Source organism: Aeromonas sp. FDAARGOS 1417 (assembly GCF_019046985.1).
In the GTDB taxonomy this organism is placed as follows: domain Bacteria; phylum Pseudomonadota; class Gammaproteobacteria; order Enterobacterales; family Aeromonadaceae; genus Aeromonas; species Aeromonas veronii.
In genome coordinates this window covers 514,429-532,283 of sequence record NZ_CP077221.1, presented here as the reverse complement: position 1 = coordinate 532,283, position 17,855 = coordinate 514,429, and the positions used below count along the sequence as shown (strand labels likewise).

The following is a 17,855-nucleotide window of genomic DNA, read 5'->3' as shown; positions in this document are numbered from 1 at the left end:
TTCTGCCCATTGGCAGCATGAATAAATGGGGTATCCCGCACGGGTGTTCCCCCTTGGCAAGGAGAAGAGCAACAATCAGGCCACTACAGTTACAAAACGAGTTACAAAACTATTTTTTAGGGTGAAAGCGTGAAGCAGCTCCAATTAATGGAGAGAATTTACGATGCCACCATTATGGGTATTGCGAGTAGTTATCAATCACTCTGAAATTTACTTAACGAGCAGTTCAAAAAGAACTCGCCCTATCAGATCAAGTGCGAGAAATATCACTTTGATACGCCATTTATCTCCCCGTTATCTTTTTAAACTGGGTTATTTCGTGGGCTCGCTCTCATTTTCAAGAATGCCACCCAGCAGCGCCTGATAGCGCTCCGGGGTATCCACATCAAACAGGATGGCGGCGCTGTCGACGGGCACCATACGGTGCGGATGCCCTTGCAACCAGCGCCGTACCGACGGCTGCACCGGGGCTGCTGCCAGCTCGCGGGCAAGGGATTTTGGCAGCAACACCGGATGGCCCGCCTCCCCCAGCCAGGTGGGAAAGAGTGTCTCACAGCCCCGTGCCTGCCAGAGCTGTTGATAGACATCACGCGGGATACAGGGGAGATCCCCGTGGCTGATAAAGAGGTAGTCAGCATCGCTGGCCGCCAGGGCGCAGCGGATGGAGCTGCCCAGCCCCTGCCGATAGTCGGGGTTGTGGACGACAACAATATCCGGCCGTGATCCGTAGCGCGCTTGAAGTTCCTCGCCACGATGGCCCACCACCAGAATAACGCGCTGACAAAAAACCAGGGCATTTTTGAGACTTGCATCAAGCATTGTCCCCTGGCAATAAGGTAGCATCATTTTCCAGGTACCCATTCGGGAAGATAAACCCGCCGCCGTTATTATACAGTCACACTGCACTTGTTCCTGGCAACGTTGTTTTCTACTCCCTTCGATATTTATTTTGGTCGTCATTATGTCGCTACCACACGTTGTTGCTGTCGCATTTCCAGATATAGATCCACTATTAAACTCGCTCACCAAAAATATTGATAGCCATACCACCTTAATTAGCCTCTGCGGCGCCGGTGGAAAAACCAGCACCCTGTTTTGGCTGGCGGAATATTTTTATCAACAGGGTAAAAGGGTGCTAATTACCACCACCACCCGGATGTTTCTGCCTGCCCCGTCACACTATCGGGAATTGATTATCGAGACGGATCCCGTTCGTCAACTTACCCGCTGTCAGACGCTACCGGATGGCCCGGCGCTGGTTGCCCTGTTCAGCCATCTCGACGAGCGCACTGGAAAGGTGGCGGGCCCCACGCCCCAACAGATTGATCTCATCAAGGGGCAGCAGCGCTTCGATCTGATCCTGGTCGAAGCGGATGGCGCCCATCACAAGTTATTGAAAGTGCCCGCTTTGCACGAACCTTGCATTCCCCAAAGCAGTGATTGGGTGATCGCCCTGACGGGCGGCGCCATGGTGGGGGCCAAGGCCGACCCGCAGCAGATCCACCGCTGGGCAGAGCTTCAGGCCCTGTGCGGGATAGAGGCCGGTGACCCCCTCGACTTGGCCCTGTTTCACCAGCTGCTCTCCCACCCCGAGGGGCTGTTCAAGGGCACCCCGGCCAGGGCGCGCCGGATCTGGTTTATCAATGGGGATTATCAAAATGAGGCGTCATGGCTCGATGAATTGATAAAGCTGCATAGCCGCCACCCCGAGATCCATGCCATCTGGCAGGGGGCGGTTCGCGAGCCACAGCCCATTCGCCACGCACTCGGTTACTTCGCTCAGGATGAGGCTCAGCCGCCTCGCCCATGATGGTTTAAGGATAAGAAGAGGTACCTTATGAATCTGTTTTCACACGCAGCCCGACTGGAACAGGAGAACACTCCCTTTGCCATGGCGCAGATCATCGAGAGCCGTGGCTCCACCCCCCGTCATCAGGCCCAGATGCTGGTGATGGCCGATGGCCAGATCCTCGGCACCATCGGCGGCGGCATGATCGAGCGGCTGGTGATCGAGGAAGCGATGGCCGCCATTGTCGAGCGCAAGCCGCGCATCTTCCACGGCCGGATGGCGCGCAACGGCGAACATGCGGTCGGGTCGGATTGTGGCGGCGCCATGTCGGTCTATATCGATGTCTATGGCCTGCGCCCCCGTCTGGTACTGATCGGCGCCGGCCACGTCAACCGGGCTGTGGCCCATGCTGCGGCGCCGCTCGGCTTTGATGTCCATGTAGGGGATTGCTTCGAGGGGAGCCTCAACCCTGACCTCTTCCCCGCCGGTACCCATCTGGTGCAGGCCGATACCATCAGCGCGGTGATCGATAAACTGGCCATCGAGCCCGCCAACTTCGTCATCATCGCCACCAACCATCAGGACAAGGAGGCGCTGGAGCGGCTCATCAACCGCCCCCTCGCCTATCTGGGGCTGCTCGCCAGCAAGCGCAAGGTACAGACCTTCACCCAGGCGCTGCGCCAGCAAGGGGTGAGCCAGACCCAACTGCAGCAGCTGCACGCCCCCATCGGTTACAACATAGGTGCCGAAACCCCCGAGGAGATCGCCATCAGCATCCTCGCCGAGCTGCTGCAGGTGAAAAATGGCAAAGCGGGTGGACTGATGCAGGATGATGTGCGCCTCAAGCGGGATCAGCTGGTGGTGATGCGTGGATCAGGCGATATCGCCACCGGGGTGGCGCTGCGACTGCACAATGCCGGCTTCAAGGTGGTGATGCTGGATCTCGACAAGCCCACGGTGATCCGCCGCACCGTCGCCTTCGCCCAGGGGATGTTCGACGGTGAAACCAGTGTCGAGGGTGTGCGCGCCAAGCGGGTCGAGAGCGTCGAGCAGGCGTTCGAGCAGCTGGATCGGGGCATCATTCCGCTGCTGGTTGACCCCGACTGCGCCACCCTCGCCGAGCTCAAACCCCGCTATCTGGTGGATGCCATCCTCGCCAAGCAGAACCTCGGCACCCACAAGGAGATGGCCCCCATTACGGTCGCCCTTGGCCCGGGCTTTGAGGCGGGGCGCGACTGCGATGCGGTGATCGAGACCAACCGTGGCCACCATCTGGGCCGGGTCATCTATCAGGGCCCCGCCCAGCCCAATACCGGCATTCCCGGGGTGATCGAGGGGCACTCCGCCCGCCGGGTGGTGCGCGCCCCCGCCCCCGGGGTGATGAAGAGCCTTATCAAGCTCGGCGATCTGGTGCAGGAGGGAGATGTGATCGCCTATGTAGGGGATGCCCCCATTATCGCGCCGCTCTCTGGCATGGTGCGGGGGCTGCTCAGCGATGGCATCGAGGTGCCAGTCGGCTTCAAGATTGGCGATATCGACCCGCGTGGCGAGCGCGCCGATGCCACCACCGTCTCTGACAAGGCACGCGCCATCGGCGGCGCCGTGCTGGAAGCCATGATGCATCTGGCCCAGCGCAGATAAGAGAGTGTTCTTAAAACCAGAAGGGCCCGCCATGATGGCGGGCCCTTTTTATCTCTTCGCTGGCAATCGGCTCAGCCGTGCTTGATGCGGGTCTCCCCCGCCACCGATACCACGGAGCGCTTGCCCTTGCGGCTAATCACCAACAACGCCAGTACGATAAGGGCGATGCCGCTCCCCTCCACCGGCCCCGGATTTTCCCCAAGCAGCCACCAGGAGAGCAGCACACCGGTCACCGGCACCGCCAGGGTGCTGAGGCTGGCAATCCCCGCAGGCAGCTTTTTCAGCACAAACAGCCAGAGACTCCAGGCGATGGCGGTGGCGAAGATGGCGCTATAGGCCAGCGCCCCCATCACGTAGGGTTGCCAGTCGATGGGGCGCTCCGGCACCAGCGCCGCCACCAGCGTCATCACCAGGGTGGCGTAGATCATCTGCCAGGTGGTGAGGGACATCAGATCCACCGAAGGGTGGCGGGCATACATCCGCTTGGCGATGATGGCGCTGATCCCCCAGCAGATGCCGGAGAGGATTGCCAAGAGCGCACTCTTGAGGGACTCAAGATGCAGCAGCCAGGGCTGGATCACCAACAGCAACCCGCAGGCCGCCACCCCGACCGCCAGATAGTGGAGCTTGCGCATCCGCTCGCCGAGAAAGAGCGCCGCGAAGATCACCACCCAGAACGGCATGGTGTAGCTCAGAATAGCCACCTTGCCCGCCCCGCCGCTGATCAGCGCCCACTGGGCCAACCCCACCATGCCGCAGGTCTGGAACAGGGCGATGGCGAGGGTATAGCGAAACGGGGTGGGTTTAAGATAACGGCGGCCACGCAGGGCCAGCACCAGCAACAACACCAATGAACCGCACAAGCAGCGCACGGCGGTGAACTCGAACGCCCCCGCGTAGAGCATCACCTGCTTCATTACGATCCAGCTGTAACTCCAGATGGCGGTGAGCAGGATCAATCCCACCAGCGCCGCCATATTGATCTTTGTGCTCATTACTCTGCCTTTTTGGCGCCTGTGCGCCTGCATGCCGGGCTAACCAGCCCCGAAAAGGACCATCTTACTCTTGTGGGGGCCGACAGCCCAAACGTGCACGCCCCCTGAAGAGGGGCGTTGACGAAGAACCTTGCCAAGGTGGGCCTCGAACGACTAATACGCTATATACGTCCCTTATCTGACCCTTGGTAAAATCGATTGCCATCACTAAACGCAAATGCTAATACTTCTCACCCCAAAATCCGTTCAAGGTTTTCACAAGATGTTTCGTCACCCCCTGGCAAAGTTGCTGCTGCTCGGTCAGCTCGCCCTGATGAGCTGGATGGCGCAGGCAAATCCCCCGGTTGAAGTAGAAGATGTGATGGGCCGCAAGGTCTCCCTCAGCCTACCGGCCAGCCGTATCGTGCTCGGTTTCTATCCCGAGGATTATCTGGCCGTGGCTGGTGAAGGCGGCGCCGATCGGCTGGTGGGCATGTCCCGTGGCTGGTTCGTCAAGTCCCGCCCTGCCATCTGGTCGCTCTATGTCGCCAGCCTGCCGCAACTGGCCAAGGTGCCTGACCTTGGCAATGTGCAGGATCAGAGCTTCTCCATCGAGAAGACCCTGGCGGTCAAGCCCGATTTGCTGATCCTGGCGAAGTGGCAATATGAGGCTCTCGGCCCGGATCTGCCACGCTTCGAACAGGCTGGGATCCCGGTGGTGGTCATCGACTACAACGCCCAGACCCTAGAGCGCCACATGGCGAGCACCTTGCTGCTGGGCAAGGTGACAGGTCAGGAAGCTCGTGCCCAACAGATGGCCGACGAATACAAGACCAAGATTGACATCATCACCTCCCGCGTTGCCAACGCGAAGCGCCAGCCCCCTCGGGTCTATATCGAGCTGGGCGACAAGGGACCTGCCGAATACAGCTACACCTATGGCAAGGACATGTGGGGCGCGATGGCCCTGCTGGCCGGGGGTGACAACGTCGCGGCTCCCTTCGTCGAGCGCTGGGGTCCCATCCATCCTGAGCAACTGCTGGCGAGCAAACCCGAGGTCATCCTGATGGCGGGCTACGAGAGCGTGAGCAGCGCAGAGGCGATGCAGGTCGGCCAGGATGTGTCGGCAGAGACGGTGCGCCAGCGTCTACAGGGCTTTGCCGCCCGTCCGGGCTGGAGCGAGCTGCCCGCGGTGCAGCAGGAACGCCTCTATGCGGTCTATCACGGCGCAACCCGCAGCATCATGGATGCAGCTCTCATCGAGTTCATGGCCAAGGCCCTCTACCCGGATCTGTTCCAGGATCTCGATCCCCTGGCCACCTATCAGGGCTTCTACCAGCGCTATCTGCCCATCCGCCCCCAGGGCACCTTTATGCTGGGCATCAAGCAGGGTGACGCAAACTGAATCCGGTCGTTCGGGCTTTGCCTATCTAGGCAAAGCCCTCTTCATCCCTCTTTCACCCTTGTGGGCGCCTCTCATGGCGCCCGTTTCAGGATTGTCATCATGAATGATTTGGCTGCCCTGCAGCAGACCCTCGCCCGCCAGCGGCAACGGGAGCGCCGTCGTGGGCACTGGCTCCTGCTGCTCACCCTGGTGCTGTGCATTACCCTGGTGCTCGACATCGCCACCGGCCCCTCCCTGCTGCCACTGGGCGAAGTGGTCGATGCCCTGCTCGCCCCCGCCCAGGCCGATCCCATGACCCGCACCATAGTCCATGACATGCGCCTGCCCATCGCCCTGATGGCGCTGGTGGTCGGTGCGGCGCTGGGCCTTGGCGGCGTCCAGATGCAGACTCTGCTGGACAATCCGCTGGCCAGCCCCTACACCCTGGGGCTCGCTGCCGCAGCGGGGCTCGGTGCCGCACTGGCGCTCTATACCGGCGGTCTTGGACTCCCTCCTCTTGTGGCCATTCCGGCTGGCGCCTTCATCCTCTGCATGTTTGCTGCGAGCCTTTTATTTGGCCTTGCCATGATGCGCCATGTCAGCAGCCAGACCCTGATCCTGGCGGGCATCGCCCTGCTGTTCCTGTTCCAGTCCCTGCTCTCCCTGCTGCAGTTTCTCTCCTCCCCCGAACTCAACCAGCAGATCCTGTTCTGGCTGTTTGGCAGCCTGATGCGCACCACCTGGGACTCCCTGATCATCACCGCCGCCGTCACCCTGATCTGCACCCTGCTCATCTACCGGGATGCCTGGGCCCTCACCAGCCTGCGTCTGGGGGAAGCCCGCGCCCGCAGCCTCGGGGTCAACGTGGACAAGCTGCGCATGAAGACCCTGATCCTGGTCGCCCTGCTCACCGCCACCGCCACCAGTTTCGTCGGTGTCATCGGCTTCGTTGGCCTAGTGGCTCCCCATATCGCTCGCATGCTGGTGGGGGAAGATCAGCGCTTTCTGATCCCGCTCTCGGCCCTGTGCGGCGCCTGCATGCTCTCGGCGGCCTCGGTGCTCTCCAAGTCCATTATTCCGGGGGCCCTCTTTCCCATCGGCATCGTCACCGCTCTGATTGGCGTGCCCTTCTTCATCTGGTTGATCCTCGGCAGGGGGCGTAAACGTGCTTGAAATATCCCGACTCTCCCTCTCCCTCGGCCAGCAGACCCTGCTGCGAGAGCTCAACCTCACCCTGCATCCGGGTCAAGTCCACGTGATCATCGGCCCGAACGGGACCGGCAAGACCTCCTTGATGCGCACCCTGTTTGGTGAACTGACCCCGGATGGCGGCGATATCCGCCTGGGGGGCCAGAGTGCCCGCCAGATGACGCAGGCCAAGTGGCGCCAGCAGTTTGGCTACATGCCCCAGAACATCCAGCTGGAGCTGGACTTGAGCGTCATCGAAGTGGTGGTGCTGGGGCGCCTCGACAGCCTCTCCATGCGTCTGGCGGACGAGGACATCCTGGCGGCGGGCCGCGCCTTGCAGGCCCTTGGTATCGCCCATCTGGCGGATCGCCCCCTCTACTCCTTGAGCGGCGGCCAGCGGCAGATGGTGCTGTTTGCCCAGGTGCTGCTGCGCGATCCCCGCATCATGATGCTGGACGAGCCGGTCAGCGCCCTGGATCTGCACCACCAGATGCAACTGATGGAGCACCTGTGTCAGCAGACCCGCGAGCAGCAGTGGATCACCCTGGTGGTGCTGCACGATCTCAACCTCGCAGCCCAATTTGCCGATCAGCTGATCGTGCTGGCAGGGGGCGATCTACAGGCCTTCGGCACCCCCGCCCAGGTGCTCGACGCGGCCCTCATCGAGCGCCTCTACCATGTGCCGGTGGAGATAAGCCATGATCAGAGCGGCATCCCCTTCCTCAGAACCGTGCGAAAGGCCCCATGACACAGCGCTGCGCCCCCCCTGCAACCACCTACCCACGCGCTGGCGGGAGGCGCACATGAACGGCGCCTCCTACTGGCGGGACTGGCAGGGCATGAGCCCGGCTGCCCGCCTGCTTATCACCAACGGGCTGGCCTTCAACCTCGGCTTCTACATGATGATGCCCTTCCTCGCCCAGCACATGGGTAGCGGGCTGGGTCTCGCCGGTTGGGCATGTGGCCTGGTCATGGGGATGCGGGTCTTCAGCCAGCAGGGGCTCTTTCTCTTGGGAGGCACCCTTGGGGATCGCATCGGCTATCACCCCGCCATCGTTTGGGGCTGCCTGGTGCGCTCCATAGGCTTCGTGTTGCTCGGCTGGGCCGAGTCCCTGCCCATCCTGCTGCTGGCCGCCGCCCTCACCGGCTTTGCGGGGGCCCTGTTCACCCCTTGCGCCCAGGCGTATCTTGCCAGCGAATGCCACAACCCGAGCCAGCGTCAGCGCGCCTTTGCCCTGCACAATCTCGCCAGCGAGGCGGGCATGCTGCTCGGGCCCCTGGTCGGACTGACACTGACCCAGCAGAGCTATACCCTGACCGGCTTGTTGGCGGCGAGTCTGTTCGCCCTGCTCGGCGTGCTGCAATACCGGGTGCTGCCCAAACGCCCGGTGAGCCACCAGAGTCCGCGTGGCGCCATTTTGCGCCAATGGAGAGAGATAGTGCGCCAGCGCCCTTTTATCGTGTTTACCCTGCTGGCGGGCAGCTACCAGATCCTGTTCCACCAGCTCTATCTCGCCCTGCCCGCCCATATCCAGAGTCTGCCGGATGCCACCCACCTGCTCGGCGGCGTCTTTACCCTCTCGGCGGTGATCGGCGTCCTGCTCCAGCTACCAGCCTCCCGTCTGGTAGAGCAGCGCCTTGGGGTACCGCTCGCCATGGGGTTGGGTATCGGGATAATGGGCTTGAGCTACCTGGCTCTACCGCTGCTGGCACCTTGGCCGACGGCAGGCGTGTTGACGCAGGTAGCCCTGCTATCGCTCGGATCCATTCTCTGCTTCCCGCTCTTTGCCGCCCAACTACCCCGCTACGCCCCTCCCGAGCAGCTCGGCAGCTACTACGGCTTCTATGCCAGCGCTGGCGGCTGCATGGCGCTCTTTGGCAACCTGCTCATCGGTTTTATGCTGGGGGACGCAGGCAGCCGCCCCACCACAGTCATCTGGCTGCTGCTGGCGATGATTGGTTTGCTCGCTGGTATCGGCCTCTACAGGTTTCTGCCATCCACAAAAACCGGCTGCCACTCCAACTAGCCCCATTACCACTCGCACAGAGCGGTTCATCTGGCCTGCAGAACACGATCGACAGTGATGATCCGTCACCGCCATCCCAATAAAACAGAGTGTGGAGCCAAGGCTCCACACTCTGTCAGGGGCCGGATGCCCCTGTGGATCAGTACGCATGATTACAGGCTGATCACGGTACCGGTCTTGCCAGCGATCCCCTCGGCGGCCTTCTCCAACAGGGTGATGAGGGATTTGCGTCCCGGCATGGACGTCGCAAACGAGAGCGCCGCCTCCACCTTGGGCAACATGGATCCCTTGGCAAACTGCCCTTGGGCGATAAAGCTGTTGGCATCGGCGACGCTCAGGGTATCGAGCCACTGCACATCGGGCTTGCCGAAGTTGATGGCAACCTTCTCCACCGCGGTGAGGATGATCAACATGTCGGCATCGATGAGCTCCGCCAGCTTGGCACTGGCCCAATCCTTGTCGATCACCGCGCTGGCACCGCGCAGGTGATTACCTTCGCGCAGCACCGGAATGCCGCCGCCACCGACGGTGATCACCACCTGACCGGCGGCCAGCATGGCAGAGACGGTCTCCTTCTCAATGATGTCGATGGGTTTGGGAGATGCGACCACCCGGCGATAGCCGCGACCGGCGTCCTCTTTGAGCCGCTCGCCCTTGGCCATCAGCGCCTCGGCCTCCTCCTTGCTGAAGAAGCCGCCGATGGGCTTGCTCGGGTCAAGGAAGGCGGGATCGTTTTTATCCACCTCCACCTGGGTCACCAGAGTAGCAACCGGCTTGTGGATGCCGCGTTCCAGCAGGGCTTCGCGCAAAGCATTTTGCAGGTCATAACCGATGTAGCCCTGACTCAGGGCCACGCAGACCGACATCGGCAGATGGGGGGATTTTGGCTCGTGGCGGGCCGCCACTTCGAACGCCTGCTGGATCATCCCCACCTGCGGCCCGTTGCCGTGGGTGACCACCACCTCGTGCCCTTGGGCGATAAGGTCGGCGATAGTGCCCGCCGTGCTCTGCACCGCCTTCATCTGCTCGGGCAGGTTATTGCCCAGAGCATTGCCCCCCAGGGCCAGTACGATACGCTGTTTCATCTTGTGCTCTCCGATGATAAAGGTGGGCCGGTGTCATACCGACTCGGTTGTTCTGTCTATCACTGTGCTAATTGCTGTTCTCTGACCGCTTCGCCCAGCAGTGGATCAAAGGGTGCTCTGGCCAGAAAACGGCCGTGGCCACGCCGCCCCAGAAACTCGCCGTCGCGAGCGACTATCTCGCCGCGACTGAGGGTCATCCTGATCTGGCCGGGACAACGCATCCCCTCGTAGGGGCTGTAGTCACCGTTGTCATGCAGCGCGGCATGGCGGATCAGGGTCTCGCCACGGGGATCCATCAGCACCAGATCGGCATCAGACCCCGCTTGCAAGTTGCCCTTGCGCGGCCAGAGGCCAAACAGGCGTGCCGAATTGGCGCTGGTGAGGGCCACAAAGCGCGACGGCGAGATGCGCCCGCCGAGCACCCCGTGAGCAAACAGCAGCAACATCCGGTTCTCGACCCCGGGCAAGCCGTTGGGGCAGCGGCTGAAATCGCCGCCCGAGAGGGTCATGCGCTGAGCGTGGGAGAAGTTGCAGTGATCGGTCGCCACCGTGTCGATGTCGCCCGCAGCGATGCCGACCCACAGCTTGTCCTGCTCGCTGCGCCCACGCAGCGGCGGGCTGAGCAGATAGTCGACCCCGTTCTCCCGGTAGTAGCAGGAATCATCCAAAAGCAGATATTGCGGGCAGGTCTCCACCCAGACCGGTTGGCCCTGACGGCGCGCCAGTTTCAGATACTCCAGCCCCAGTCCGTTTGAAAGGTGGACGATATAGAGCGGCGCATTGCCAGCGAGCCCCGCCAGATTGATCATCCGGGCGATCGCCTCCGCCTCGCACTCCAGCGGGCGACTTTGCGGGTGATACCAGGGCTCATGGTGACCGGCGGCCAATAGGGCCGCCCGGCGCGCCGCGATGGCGGCATCATTCTCGGGATGGACGGTGGCGAGCGCCCCCACCTCTTTGAGGCGGGCCAAGGCGCGCAGCACGTCATGGTCCCCCAGCTTGTACTGGTAGGTGAGATAGAGCTTGAAGCTACTGATCCCCTCCTCCTGCACCATGGCGGCCATCTCATTAAGGATGGCGTCATCCACATGCTGGATCACGCCGTGAAAGCTGTAGTCGATCACCGCCTGATCGGCGGCGTAATCGTGATAGCGGGCCAGCTGGTGATGCAGATTGCACCCCGCCGGGCCAAATCCCATGTGGTCGATGATGGTGGTGGTGCCACCACAGGCGGCGGCACGGGTACCGCTGAAAAAGTCATCGCAACTGCGGGCAATCCCCACATCGATGTTGAAGTGGGTGTGGACATCGATGCCACCTGGCATCACATAGCAGCCGCTGGCATCGATCACCTCGGTTTCGCCATCGGGCTGGATATCGGCGGCACGGGCGCGGATCACCCCGTTTTCGATCAGCAGATCCTGACGATATTCACCCTGCGCATCGACCAACACACCGTTTTTGATCAGCCGTTTCATCCCCACCACCTCGAATGCTTTTTGCCTTCAAACAGCAAGGCCCCGCCTCAATGGAGACGGGGCACTTTCAACAGCTGGGCGGCGATGGCAGTCACCACCCGGCAGTCCCCTTACTTGTCCAGCTCGGCCAGATAGAGCATGGGGATCACGGCGTACATGGCGGCGCACTTGACCAGATGCTCTTTCCAGGTCTTCTCGTTCGGTGCGTGGGCCTCCGGCTCTTTACCCGGGCCAAAACCGATGACCGGAATACCGTGGCGACCCATGATGGAGACCCCGTTGGTCGAGAAGGTCCACTTGTCCACTACCGGCTCCTTGTTGAACAGCTCGCGATAAGCCTTGGAGAGGGTTTTGACGGTGATGTGATCCTCTTCCACCTTCCAGGTCGGGAAGTAGCACTCGGTCGGGTAGACCAGACCGGTGTAGGCCGGACGGTCGTACTGATACATGGAGACCTCGGCACCGGCGGCTTGCACCGCTGGCAGGGCACGGATCTCGTCGAGCGCCCCTTGCCAGGTCTCGCCCCAGGTCAGGCGACGGTCGATGGAGACGGCGCAGCTATCCGCCACGGCGCAGCGGCTTGGCGAAGTGAAGAAGATCTCGGAGACGGTCAGGGTACCCTTGCCGAGGAAGTCGTCGTTGCCAAGGTTGTGGCTCAGCTCCTGCAATTCGCCGAGGATCGGGCCCATCTTGAAGATGGCGTTGTCACCGCGCTCCGGCGCAGAGCCGTGGCAACTGACCCCCTGCACTTCCACACGGATCTCCATGCGGCCGCGTTGGCCACGGTAGATCTGGCAGTCGGTGGGTTCGGTACTGACCACAAACTCGGGGCGGATCTTGCTCTGCTCGATGATGTACTGCCAGCAGAGACCGTCGCAATCCTCCTCCTGCACGGTACCGGTCACCAGCAGGGTGTACTGATCTTCCAACCCCAGATCCTTGATGATCTTGCCCGCGTAGACCATGGAGGCCATGCCCCCTTCCTGATCGGAGGCGCCACGGCCACCGATGATCTCGTGATCTTCCATCCCCTCATAGGGGTCGAACTTCCAGTTGGCCATGTTGCCAACGCCCACGGTATCGATGTGGGCATCCATGGCGATCAGGTGCGGGCCGTGGCCGATATAACCCAGCACGTTGCCCATAGGGTCAATCTCGACCTTGTCAAAGCCGACTTTTTCCATCTCTTGCTTGATGCGCAGTACGACGCGCTCTTCATCGCAGCTCTCGCTCGGGATGGCGATCATGTCGCGCAGGAACTGACTCATCTCGGCCTTGTACTGGTAGGCCTTCTCCAACACCATTTCAAACGGAATTTGCTTGCTCATTGTGATTCTCCATAACAACTGAGAGTGCGCGGCCTGTTCATCGGCAGCGCCCTGTGCCCGTTACCGCGCCCCGTTGGCGAGGCGCGATCAGTTCTTCAATTCGTGTCTCTGCTCTCGCAGGGCTTACTCACAGCCGGGGTTAATCGCAGGCAGGATGTTTGCCTTCCCACACCACTTCCCGGTAGTGGGTCACATCGGTGTCCCCTTCGGTGTTGATGATGAGTACGACCGAGTTGCTATCCAGCCCGAGGCGCGCCATCAGCGCCGCGCGATCCGGGTGGTGACGCACTGCCGCCAACACACCGGTACCGACCGAGCCGGATTCGCCGGAGATGATTCGGGGGTCATTGCCAAGGGGGTTGCCAAGCACCCGCATGCCCAGCGCCGACACCTTGTCGTGACAGGAGATGAACTGGGTGGTGCAGCTTCTGAGCAGCGGCCAGCCGAGGGGGTTGGGTTCGCCACAGGCGAGACCGGCCATGATGGTGCGCATGTCGCCCCCCACGTTGACCATCTCCCCCGCCACGCCGGATCGATAGATGCAGTCGGCCTGATCCGGCTCGACCACGATACTGTGCAGGTTTTTCGCCCCGAAGCAGTCCACCAGATAACCGAGCACCCCGCCCGCCAGCGCCCCGACCCCTGCCTGCAGCAGCACGTGGGTCGGCTGCTTGATGCCCATATCCTGCATCTGCTCGACCGCTTCGTCGGCCAGAGTGGAGTAACCCTGCATGATCCAGGTCGGGATCTTGGTGTACCCCTCCCAGGCGGTGTCCTGCACTATGTGCCAACCGCGCTCTTCGGCCATCTTCATGGTGAGACGCACGGTGTCGTCGTAGTTCATGTCGGTGACGATGCACTCGGCACCGAGATTGAGAATGTGGTCAACCCGCTCCTGGGCGGAGCCCTTGGGCATGTAGACCACAGCATGCTGGCCCACCTGCTTGGCGGCCCAGGCGACGCCACGACCGTGGTTGCCATCTGTGGTGGTGGCGAAAGTCATCGGCTCCTTGATGGTGCGTTTGATGAGATCGAAGGAGAAATCCTCGATGGCCACCCCGTATTTTTCACAGAGCAGGTTGGCGATGGCATAAACGCCACCCAGCATCTTGAAGGCATTGAGGCCAAAGCGCTTTGACTCGTCTTTGACCAATATATTTTTCACCCCGACATAGGCGGCCAGATCTTTCAGGTCGCACAATGGGGTCGGTTCATAACCGGCCAGTTTTTTATGAAAAGCGCGAGCCTTTTGTGCTTCGGCGCGAGAAAACAGCGGAGATGGCTCGGCGGTAAAAAAGCGGTTATCGGCAATATCCATCTTCAGCGAAAATTGGGACATGCTTACCTCACTAGGCGTTACCTGACAAAGAGCTGCCTCGCCGGGAGATCCGTTATTCAGATACCACGGAGAGAAAACTCAAAATAATGGGTTCGACAGTGTGGGCAGGATGAATCTTCACCCTGCCCTGCCGTTATTTATTTCACCCGCTTTTGCGCCTCTTTAATCAGATTTTCCAGGGTTTCTGCCGGGGCGGAGAATTTACGGGCCATGATCATGGCGGCGATAATATAGGGCTTCCAGCTCGCCTCTTTGTAAGTGGCGATACGGTATTTCTCGAATACACCTTCGGTTACTTCGCCCTCTTTGCAGGAGACTCCGGAAATATCGGCCGGCAGGCAGTGCATATAGAGCGCTTCGCCACCCTTGGTGAGCGTCATCATCTCCTCGGTGCAGTGCCAATCTTTGTGCTTGGCGTTCTGCTCAAGGCAATGTTTCTCCAACTCCTTGAGGCCGGCGTGGTCATTAGCGCGCAGCAACTCGGTGCGCTGCTCCATCACCTTGTAGGGAGCCCAGGACTTGGGATAGACGATATCGGCATCTTTGAACGCCTCTTCCATGGAGGTGACCTGACGGAAGCTGCCGCCGGAGGCCTTGGCATTCTCTTTGGCCACTTCGATCACGTCCGGGATCAGGTCATACCCTTCCGGATGGGCCAGGGTCACGTCCATCCCAAAGCGTGTCATCAGACCTATGATGCCCTGGGGCACGGAGAGCGGCTTGCCGTAGCTGGGGGAGTAAGCCCAGGTCATCGCAATCTTCTTGCCCTTGAGGCTCTCCAGGCTGCCGAAGTGCTCCTGCAACCAGGCGAGATCAGCCATCGACTGGGTCGGGTGATCAATGTCGCACTGCAGGTTGACCAGCGCCGGACGCTGGGGCAGTACGCCCTTCTCGAATCCTTCATCCAATGCGGCGCCCACTTCGCGCATATAGGCGTTGCCGGCACCGAGGAACATGTCGTCACGGATCCCGATGGCATCGGCGCAGAAGGAGATCATGTTGGCGGTTTCACGGACGGTCTCACCGTGGGCGATCTGGGATTTGCCCTCATCCAGATCCTGCTGGGCCAGACCGAGCAGGTTCAGGGCAGAGGCGTAAGAGAAGCGGGTTCGGGTGGAGTTATCGCGGAAAACCGAGATACCGAGCCCGCTGTTAAACAGTTTGGTGCAGATATTTTCGGCGCGCAGGGTCTTGAGGGATTCGGCCAGTTTCAATACCAGCTCCAGCTCCTGGGGCGTTTGCTCCCAAGTCAGCAGAAAATCTTTTTCATGCAGGTTGGATTTGAGTGCTCTGATCTCTTTGATTAATTCGTTAACTGCTTTCATCGTTCGCCCCAATCATTGGATGAGATATGGATAGCTCCCCTTTCACTCACGATGTCACCAGCATCCCGGTTGTGGGTGAGCGCGTCGGTTAGCGTCGATATGAGGCAATCAATAACCGTGCCAAACCAATAAAATGCAGGCAGATATTAATAAATGGCGAAAGTGTGTGATGCCACCCACAAAATCAGCGGCTATTTCAGCCGTTTATTCAATAAAAAGATGAGCGGTTCAGCCAAGCCAAAAAATAGCAAGGTGATAATAATCAGAGACGATATCTCGGCATCGGTGAGAATTATCATCAAAGGTCAGTTTCAAGGGCTGAAATGATATCAGCGGGGCTGTCGTTATCATTATGATAATTCCCGCAACACCTTTTCTCTTGGAATGATCTCTCCAGCGTTGACACGGCTGCTATCTCGCCCCCCCTGCACTCCCGTATCACCTCTCGCCTTATCTTCCGGCCACATCGCTGGGCGCGGTTGGCCCAAGGTGCTAACGTGAATACGCCAGCTGCGCATCTGCCTCGGATGCTCAGAAGAGGCCGATGTTCACGACCGCAACTGCGCGGAAGAACCTGCATGACTTACATCTTTGAGGGATTATCTATGTCCAGGAATGCTGTGCTCTGCTCATCACCCTGACCCTGCTCGGTATAGCCCCAGCCCACGCCATCAGTGCCAAATATGCCGAGCAGCTGGAGCGATCCGGTTGTACCCAGGTTACCGAGGCGCAGGGCTGTGACATTCACAAAACCAAAGCGGAAAATGCCAAGGCGGGATTTGGCACGGCCGCCCCGGCCGCGGAGGGCGGTCTGAATCTGAGCTATGAGCAGAAGCTGGAGCGCTCGGGCTGCACTCAGGTGAGCGAGCTTAATGGCTGCGATATCAACAAAACCAAGGCTGAGAACGCAGCTGCCGGTGTTGGCAATGTTCCGGTCGCGGCAACCAGCAGCAGCCCCTATGCGGGCAACTGGATCGCCACCTTCCCCCAAACCGGCGCCACCGTGGCCAATATCCGCATCGATGGCAAGGATCAGGTGTGGGTCAACGACAAGAAGGTCAATGCCAAGAAATCCGATGGCGCGCTGGTGTTCAAGGATGGCATGGTCATCTACACCATTCAGGGGGATCGCCGCATCAAGGGTGAAGATGGCTGGGTCGATAATGATGCCGGCACCAAGGGGCCCATCAACGCCAAGTAAGCAGCTGACCACGAAATGACGGGGAGCGCGAGCTCCCCGTTTCACACCTGATTGCCTATCTCTTCCAATGACCAGCTCCGCCAGTGAGGGGCCAGAATCAATACCTCCTGTTCCAGCCAAGTCCCGTCTGTGATCAGTCTATCGAGCCAGGGAATGCCTGCCGACGCGCCATGACCATCGACCTGATCAGCCTGCATCGTCACACGCCAGGGCACCTTGCCACTGTCCGTCGCAAAGGTGCGTACCGGACGGGCATAGTGATCCAGATAAGGTTGCAACTCACAGGGAAGCCAGAGCATGGCCGGTCGATTTAGCTCGCGCGCCAGCTCGATGGCAATATCGATACCTCGTTGATCGAGATCACCGAAATGGGCCCACTGCACGCCCGCAGGCAGCAGCGGGATCAGCTGTTTGGCCAGGGTGGTATTGCGACCGGGGGCAAAAAGCAGCAGTTGCCCGGGTTGCAGCGGGTAGTCGACAAAGGCTCCCTTGTTCTCCACCGTAATGACCCGCTCCCCTTGCCAGCCGATGGCCGCCAGCGTGCCCAGAGTCCGCTCCGGCAACGCCAACTCCCCCAGCAGCACCATCATTGCCGTCATATCGTGCTGCTGACCCTGCCGATCGACCAGCGAGAACGGTTCGAGGGTACGGATGCGGATCACCTCATCCTGCGTGAGCGTCAAGTCCGCAAGCATTGGCGCTGCAAGGGGTGCTGACCGCGGATGCTTGCTATCCCCATGCCAGAGGGCATAAAAGCAGGCCTGATTAAGCCGTGCAGGCAAACTCACTCCCAGACGTCGCAGCTGCTTACGTTTGTCCGGTTCGGGGGGCGCTGCCCGAGCCAGTTGTCCGGTCAGAAAAGTCCGCCCCGCGTCGGTCAACACATAATGAGCACCTCGGCCAACCGGCGTGATCCCGGCTACTGCCTGCAACAGATCCTTCAACTCGCGGCCATGCCGACTCTCAAGGGAGCAGCCCTTTCCGTTCTGGCTATCGAACAACCGTGCACACAAATCCTGTACCCGCACCTCATCAAACAGCGACATCATCACCTCTCCATGTGGCTTCATATGACGAAGTAGAGGTGATTTTCCCT

General features: G+C 60.5%; 15 protein-coding genes. 7 read left to right on the top strand and 8 right to left on the bottom strand.

The window, feature by feature from the left end:
* Nucleotides 1-312 precede the first annotated feature (312 nt).
* The gene (locus I6L47_RS02365; protein ID WP_254204849.1) at nucleotides 313-843 is read right to left on the bottom strand and encodes an NTP transferase domain-containing protein; all 531 of its coding nucleotides are present in this window, start codon (nucleotides 841-843) and stop codon (nucleotides 313-315) included.
* 118 nt (nucleotides 844-961) lie between these two features.
* Here I6L47_RS02365 and yqeC point away from each other — a divergent pair, with 118 nt between their 5' ends.
* The gene (yqeC, locus tag I6L47_RS02360) at nucleotides 962-1,810 is read left to right on the top strand and encodes a selenium cofactor biosynthesis protein YqeC (protein WP_216948566.1); all 849 of its coding nucleotides are present in this window, start codon (nucleotides 962-964) and stop codon (nucleotides 1,808-1,810) included.
* Nucleotides 1,811-1,837: 27 nt separating this feature from the next.
* On the top strand, nucleotides 1,838-3,430 hold the full coding sequence (yqeB, locus tag I6L47_RS02355) for a selenium-dependent molybdenum cofactor biosynthesis protein YqeB (RefSeq protein ID WP_216948565.1): 1,593 nt from the start codon (nucleotides 1,838-1,840) through the stop codon (nucleotides 3,428-3,430).
* Between the two features lie 71 nt (nucleotides 3,431-3,501).
* Here yqeB and I6L47_RS02350 read toward each other — a convergent pair whose 3' ends face one another.
* Nucleotides 3,502-4,425, bottom strand: a complete 924-nt coding sequence (locus I6L47_RS02350; protein ID WP_216948564.1) for a DMT family transporter — start codon at nucleotides 4,423-4,425, stop codon at nucleotides 3,502-3,504.
* A 262-nt stretch (nucleotides 4,426-4,687) separates the two neighbouring features.
* Here I6L47_RS02350 and I6L47_RS02345 point away from each other — a divergent pair, with 262 nt between their 5' ends.
* The 4 genes from I6L47_RS02345 (at nucleotide 4,688) to I6L47_RS02330 (ending at nucleotide 9,003) form a co-directional block, all read left to right on the top strand.
* Nucleotides 4,688-5,809, top strand: coding sequence for an ABC transporter substrate-binding protein (locus I6L47_RS02345; RefSeq protein ID WP_216948563.1), 1,122 nt, complete (start codon nucleotides 4,688-4,690; stop codon nucleotides 5,807-5,809).
* 99 nt (nucleotides 5,810-5,908) lie between these two features.
* Nucleotides 5,909-6,961, top strand: coding sequence for an iron ABC transporter permease (locus I6L47_RS02340; RefSeq protein ID WP_216948562.1), 1,053 nt, complete (start codon nucleotides 5,909-5,911; stop codon nucleotides 6,959-6,961).
* The gene (locus I6L47_RS02335) at nucleotides 6,954-7,724 is read left to right on the top strand and encodes an ABC transporter ATP-binding protein (RefSeq protein WP_216948561.1); all 771 of its coding nucleotides are present in this window, start codon (nucleotides 6,954-6,956) and stop codon (nucleotides 7,722-7,724) included. The genes I6L47_RS02340 and I6L47_RS02335 overlap by 8 nt, the downstream gene beginning before the upstream one ends.
* A gap of 55 nt (nucleotides 7,725-7,779) precedes the next feature.
* Nucleotides 7,780-9,003, top strand: coding sequence for an MFS transporter (locus tag I6L47_RS02330; protein ID WP_216948560.1), 1,224 nt, complete (start codon nucleotides 7,780-7,782; stop codon nucleotides 9,001-9,003).
* 152 nt (nucleotides 9,004-9,155) lie between these two features.
* On the opposite strand, the gene arcC is transcribed toward I6L47_RS02330, so the two are convergent.
* The 5 genes from arcC to ygeW form a co-directional block, all read right to left on the bottom strand.
* Nucleotides 9,156-10,088 (bottom strand): carbamate kinase, encoded by a 933-nt coding sequence (gene arcC, locus I6L47_RS02325; RefSeq protein ID WP_064338024.1) that lies wholly within the window; start codon nucleotides 10,086-10,088, stop codon nucleotides 9,156-9,158.
* Between the two features lie 59 nt (nucleotides 10,089-10,147).
* Nucleotides 10,148-11,566: a dihydropyrimidinase gene (gene hydA / locus I6L47_RS02320; protein ID WP_216948559.1), complete on the bottom strand. Its 1,419-nt coding sequence runs from the start codon at nucleotides 11,564-11,566 to the stop codon at nucleotides 10,148-10,150.
* Between the two features lie 110 nt (nucleotides 11,567-11,676).
* A complete protein-coding gene (locus I6L47_RS02315; RefSeq protein WP_101530615.1) occupies nucleotides 11,677-12,894 on the bottom strand; it encodes a YgeY family selenium metabolism-linked hydrolase in 1,218 nt (405 codons plus the stop codon).
* A 139-nt stretch (nucleotides 12,895-13,033) separates the two neighbouring features.
* Nucleotides 13,034-14,233, bottom strand: a complete 1,200-nt coding sequence (dpaL, locus tag I6L47_RS02310) for a diaminopropionate ammonia-lyase (RefSeq protein WP_216948558.1) — start codon at nucleotides 14,231-14,233, stop codon at nucleotides 13,034-13,036.
* A 137-nt stretch (nucleotides 14,234-14,370) separates the two neighbouring features.
* On the bottom strand, nucleotides 14,371-15,558 hold the full coding sequence (ygeW, locus tag I6L47_RS02305; RefSeq protein WP_201946419.1) for a knotted carbamoyltransferase YgeW: 1,188 nt from the start codon (nucleotides 15,556-15,558) through the stop codon (nucleotides 14,371-14,373).
* Nucleotides 15,559-16,417: 859 nt separating this feature from the next.
* Here ygeW and I6L47_RS22405 point away from each other — a divergent pair.
* Entirely contained in the window at nucleotides 16,418-16,759 is a 342-nt protein-coding gene (locus I6L47_RS22405; protein WP_254204800.1) for a hypothetical protein, read from the top strand.
* Between the two features lie 41 nt (nucleotides 16,760-16,800).
* On the opposite strand, the gene I6L47_RS02295 is transcribed toward I6L47_RS22405, so the two are convergent.
* Nucleotides 16,801-17,805: a Wadjet anti-phage system protein JetD domain-containing protein gene (locus I6L47_RS02295; protein WP_216949299.1), complete on the bottom strand. Its 1,005-nt coding sequence runs from the start codon at nucleotides 17,803-17,805 to the stop codon at nucleotides 16,801-16,803.
* Between the last annotated feature and the right edge of the window lie 50 nt (nucleotides 17,806-17,855).

Bases quoted from the DNA above. Each gene is read 5' to 3' on its own strand.
- I6L47_RS02365 (WP_254204849.1), bottom strand. From the start codon at position 843: ATGCTACCTTATTGCCAGGGGACAATGCTTGATGCAAGTCTCAAAAAT.
- yqeC (WP_216948566.1), top strand. From the start codon at position 962: ATGTCGCTACCACACGTTGTTGCTGTCGCATTTCCAGATATAGATCCA.
- yqeB (WP_216948565.1), top strand. From the start codon at position 1,838: ATGAATCTGTTTTCACACGCAGCCCGACTGGAACAGGAGAACACTCCC.
- I6L47_RS02350 (WP_216948564.1), bottom strand. From the start codon at position 4,425: ATGAGCACAAAGATCAATATGGCGGCGCTGGTGGGATTGATCCTGCTC.
- I6L47_RS02345 (WP_216948563.1), top strand. From the start codon at position 4,688: ATGTTTCGTCACCCCCTGGCAAAGTTGCTGCTGCTCGGTCAGCTCGCC.
- I6L47_RS02340 (WP_216948562.1), top strand. From the start codon at position 5,909: ATGAATGATTTGGCTGCCCTGCAGCAGACCCTCGCCCGCCAGCGGCAA.
- I6L47_RS02330 (WP_216948560.1), top strand. From the start codon at position 7,780: ATGAACGGCGCCTCCTACTGGCGGGACTGGCAGGGCATGAGCCCGGCT.
- arcC (WP_064338024.1), bottom strand. From the start codon at position 10,088: ATGAAACAGCGTATCGTACTGGCCCTGGGGGGCAATGCTCTGGGCAAT.
- hydA (WP_216948559.1), bottom strand. From the start codon at position 11,566: ATGAAACGGCTGATCAAAAACGGTGTGTTGGTCGATGCGCAGGGTGAA.
- I6L47_RS02315 (WP_101530615.1), bottom strand. From the start codon at position 12,894: ATGAGCAAGCAAATTCCGTTTGAAATGGTGTTGGAGAAGGCCTACCAG.
- dpaL (WP_216948558.1), bottom strand. From the start codon at position 14,233: ATGTCCCAATTTTCGCTGAAGATGGATATTGCCGATAACCGCTTTTTT.
- ygeW (WP_201946419.1), bottom strand. From the start codon at position 15,558: ATGAAAGCAGTTAACGAATTAATCAAAGAGATCAGAGCACTCAAATCC.
- I6L47_RS02295 (WP_216949299.1), bottom strand. From the start codon at position 17,805: ATGTCGCTGTTTGATGAGGTGCGGGTACAGGATTTGTGTGCACGGTTG.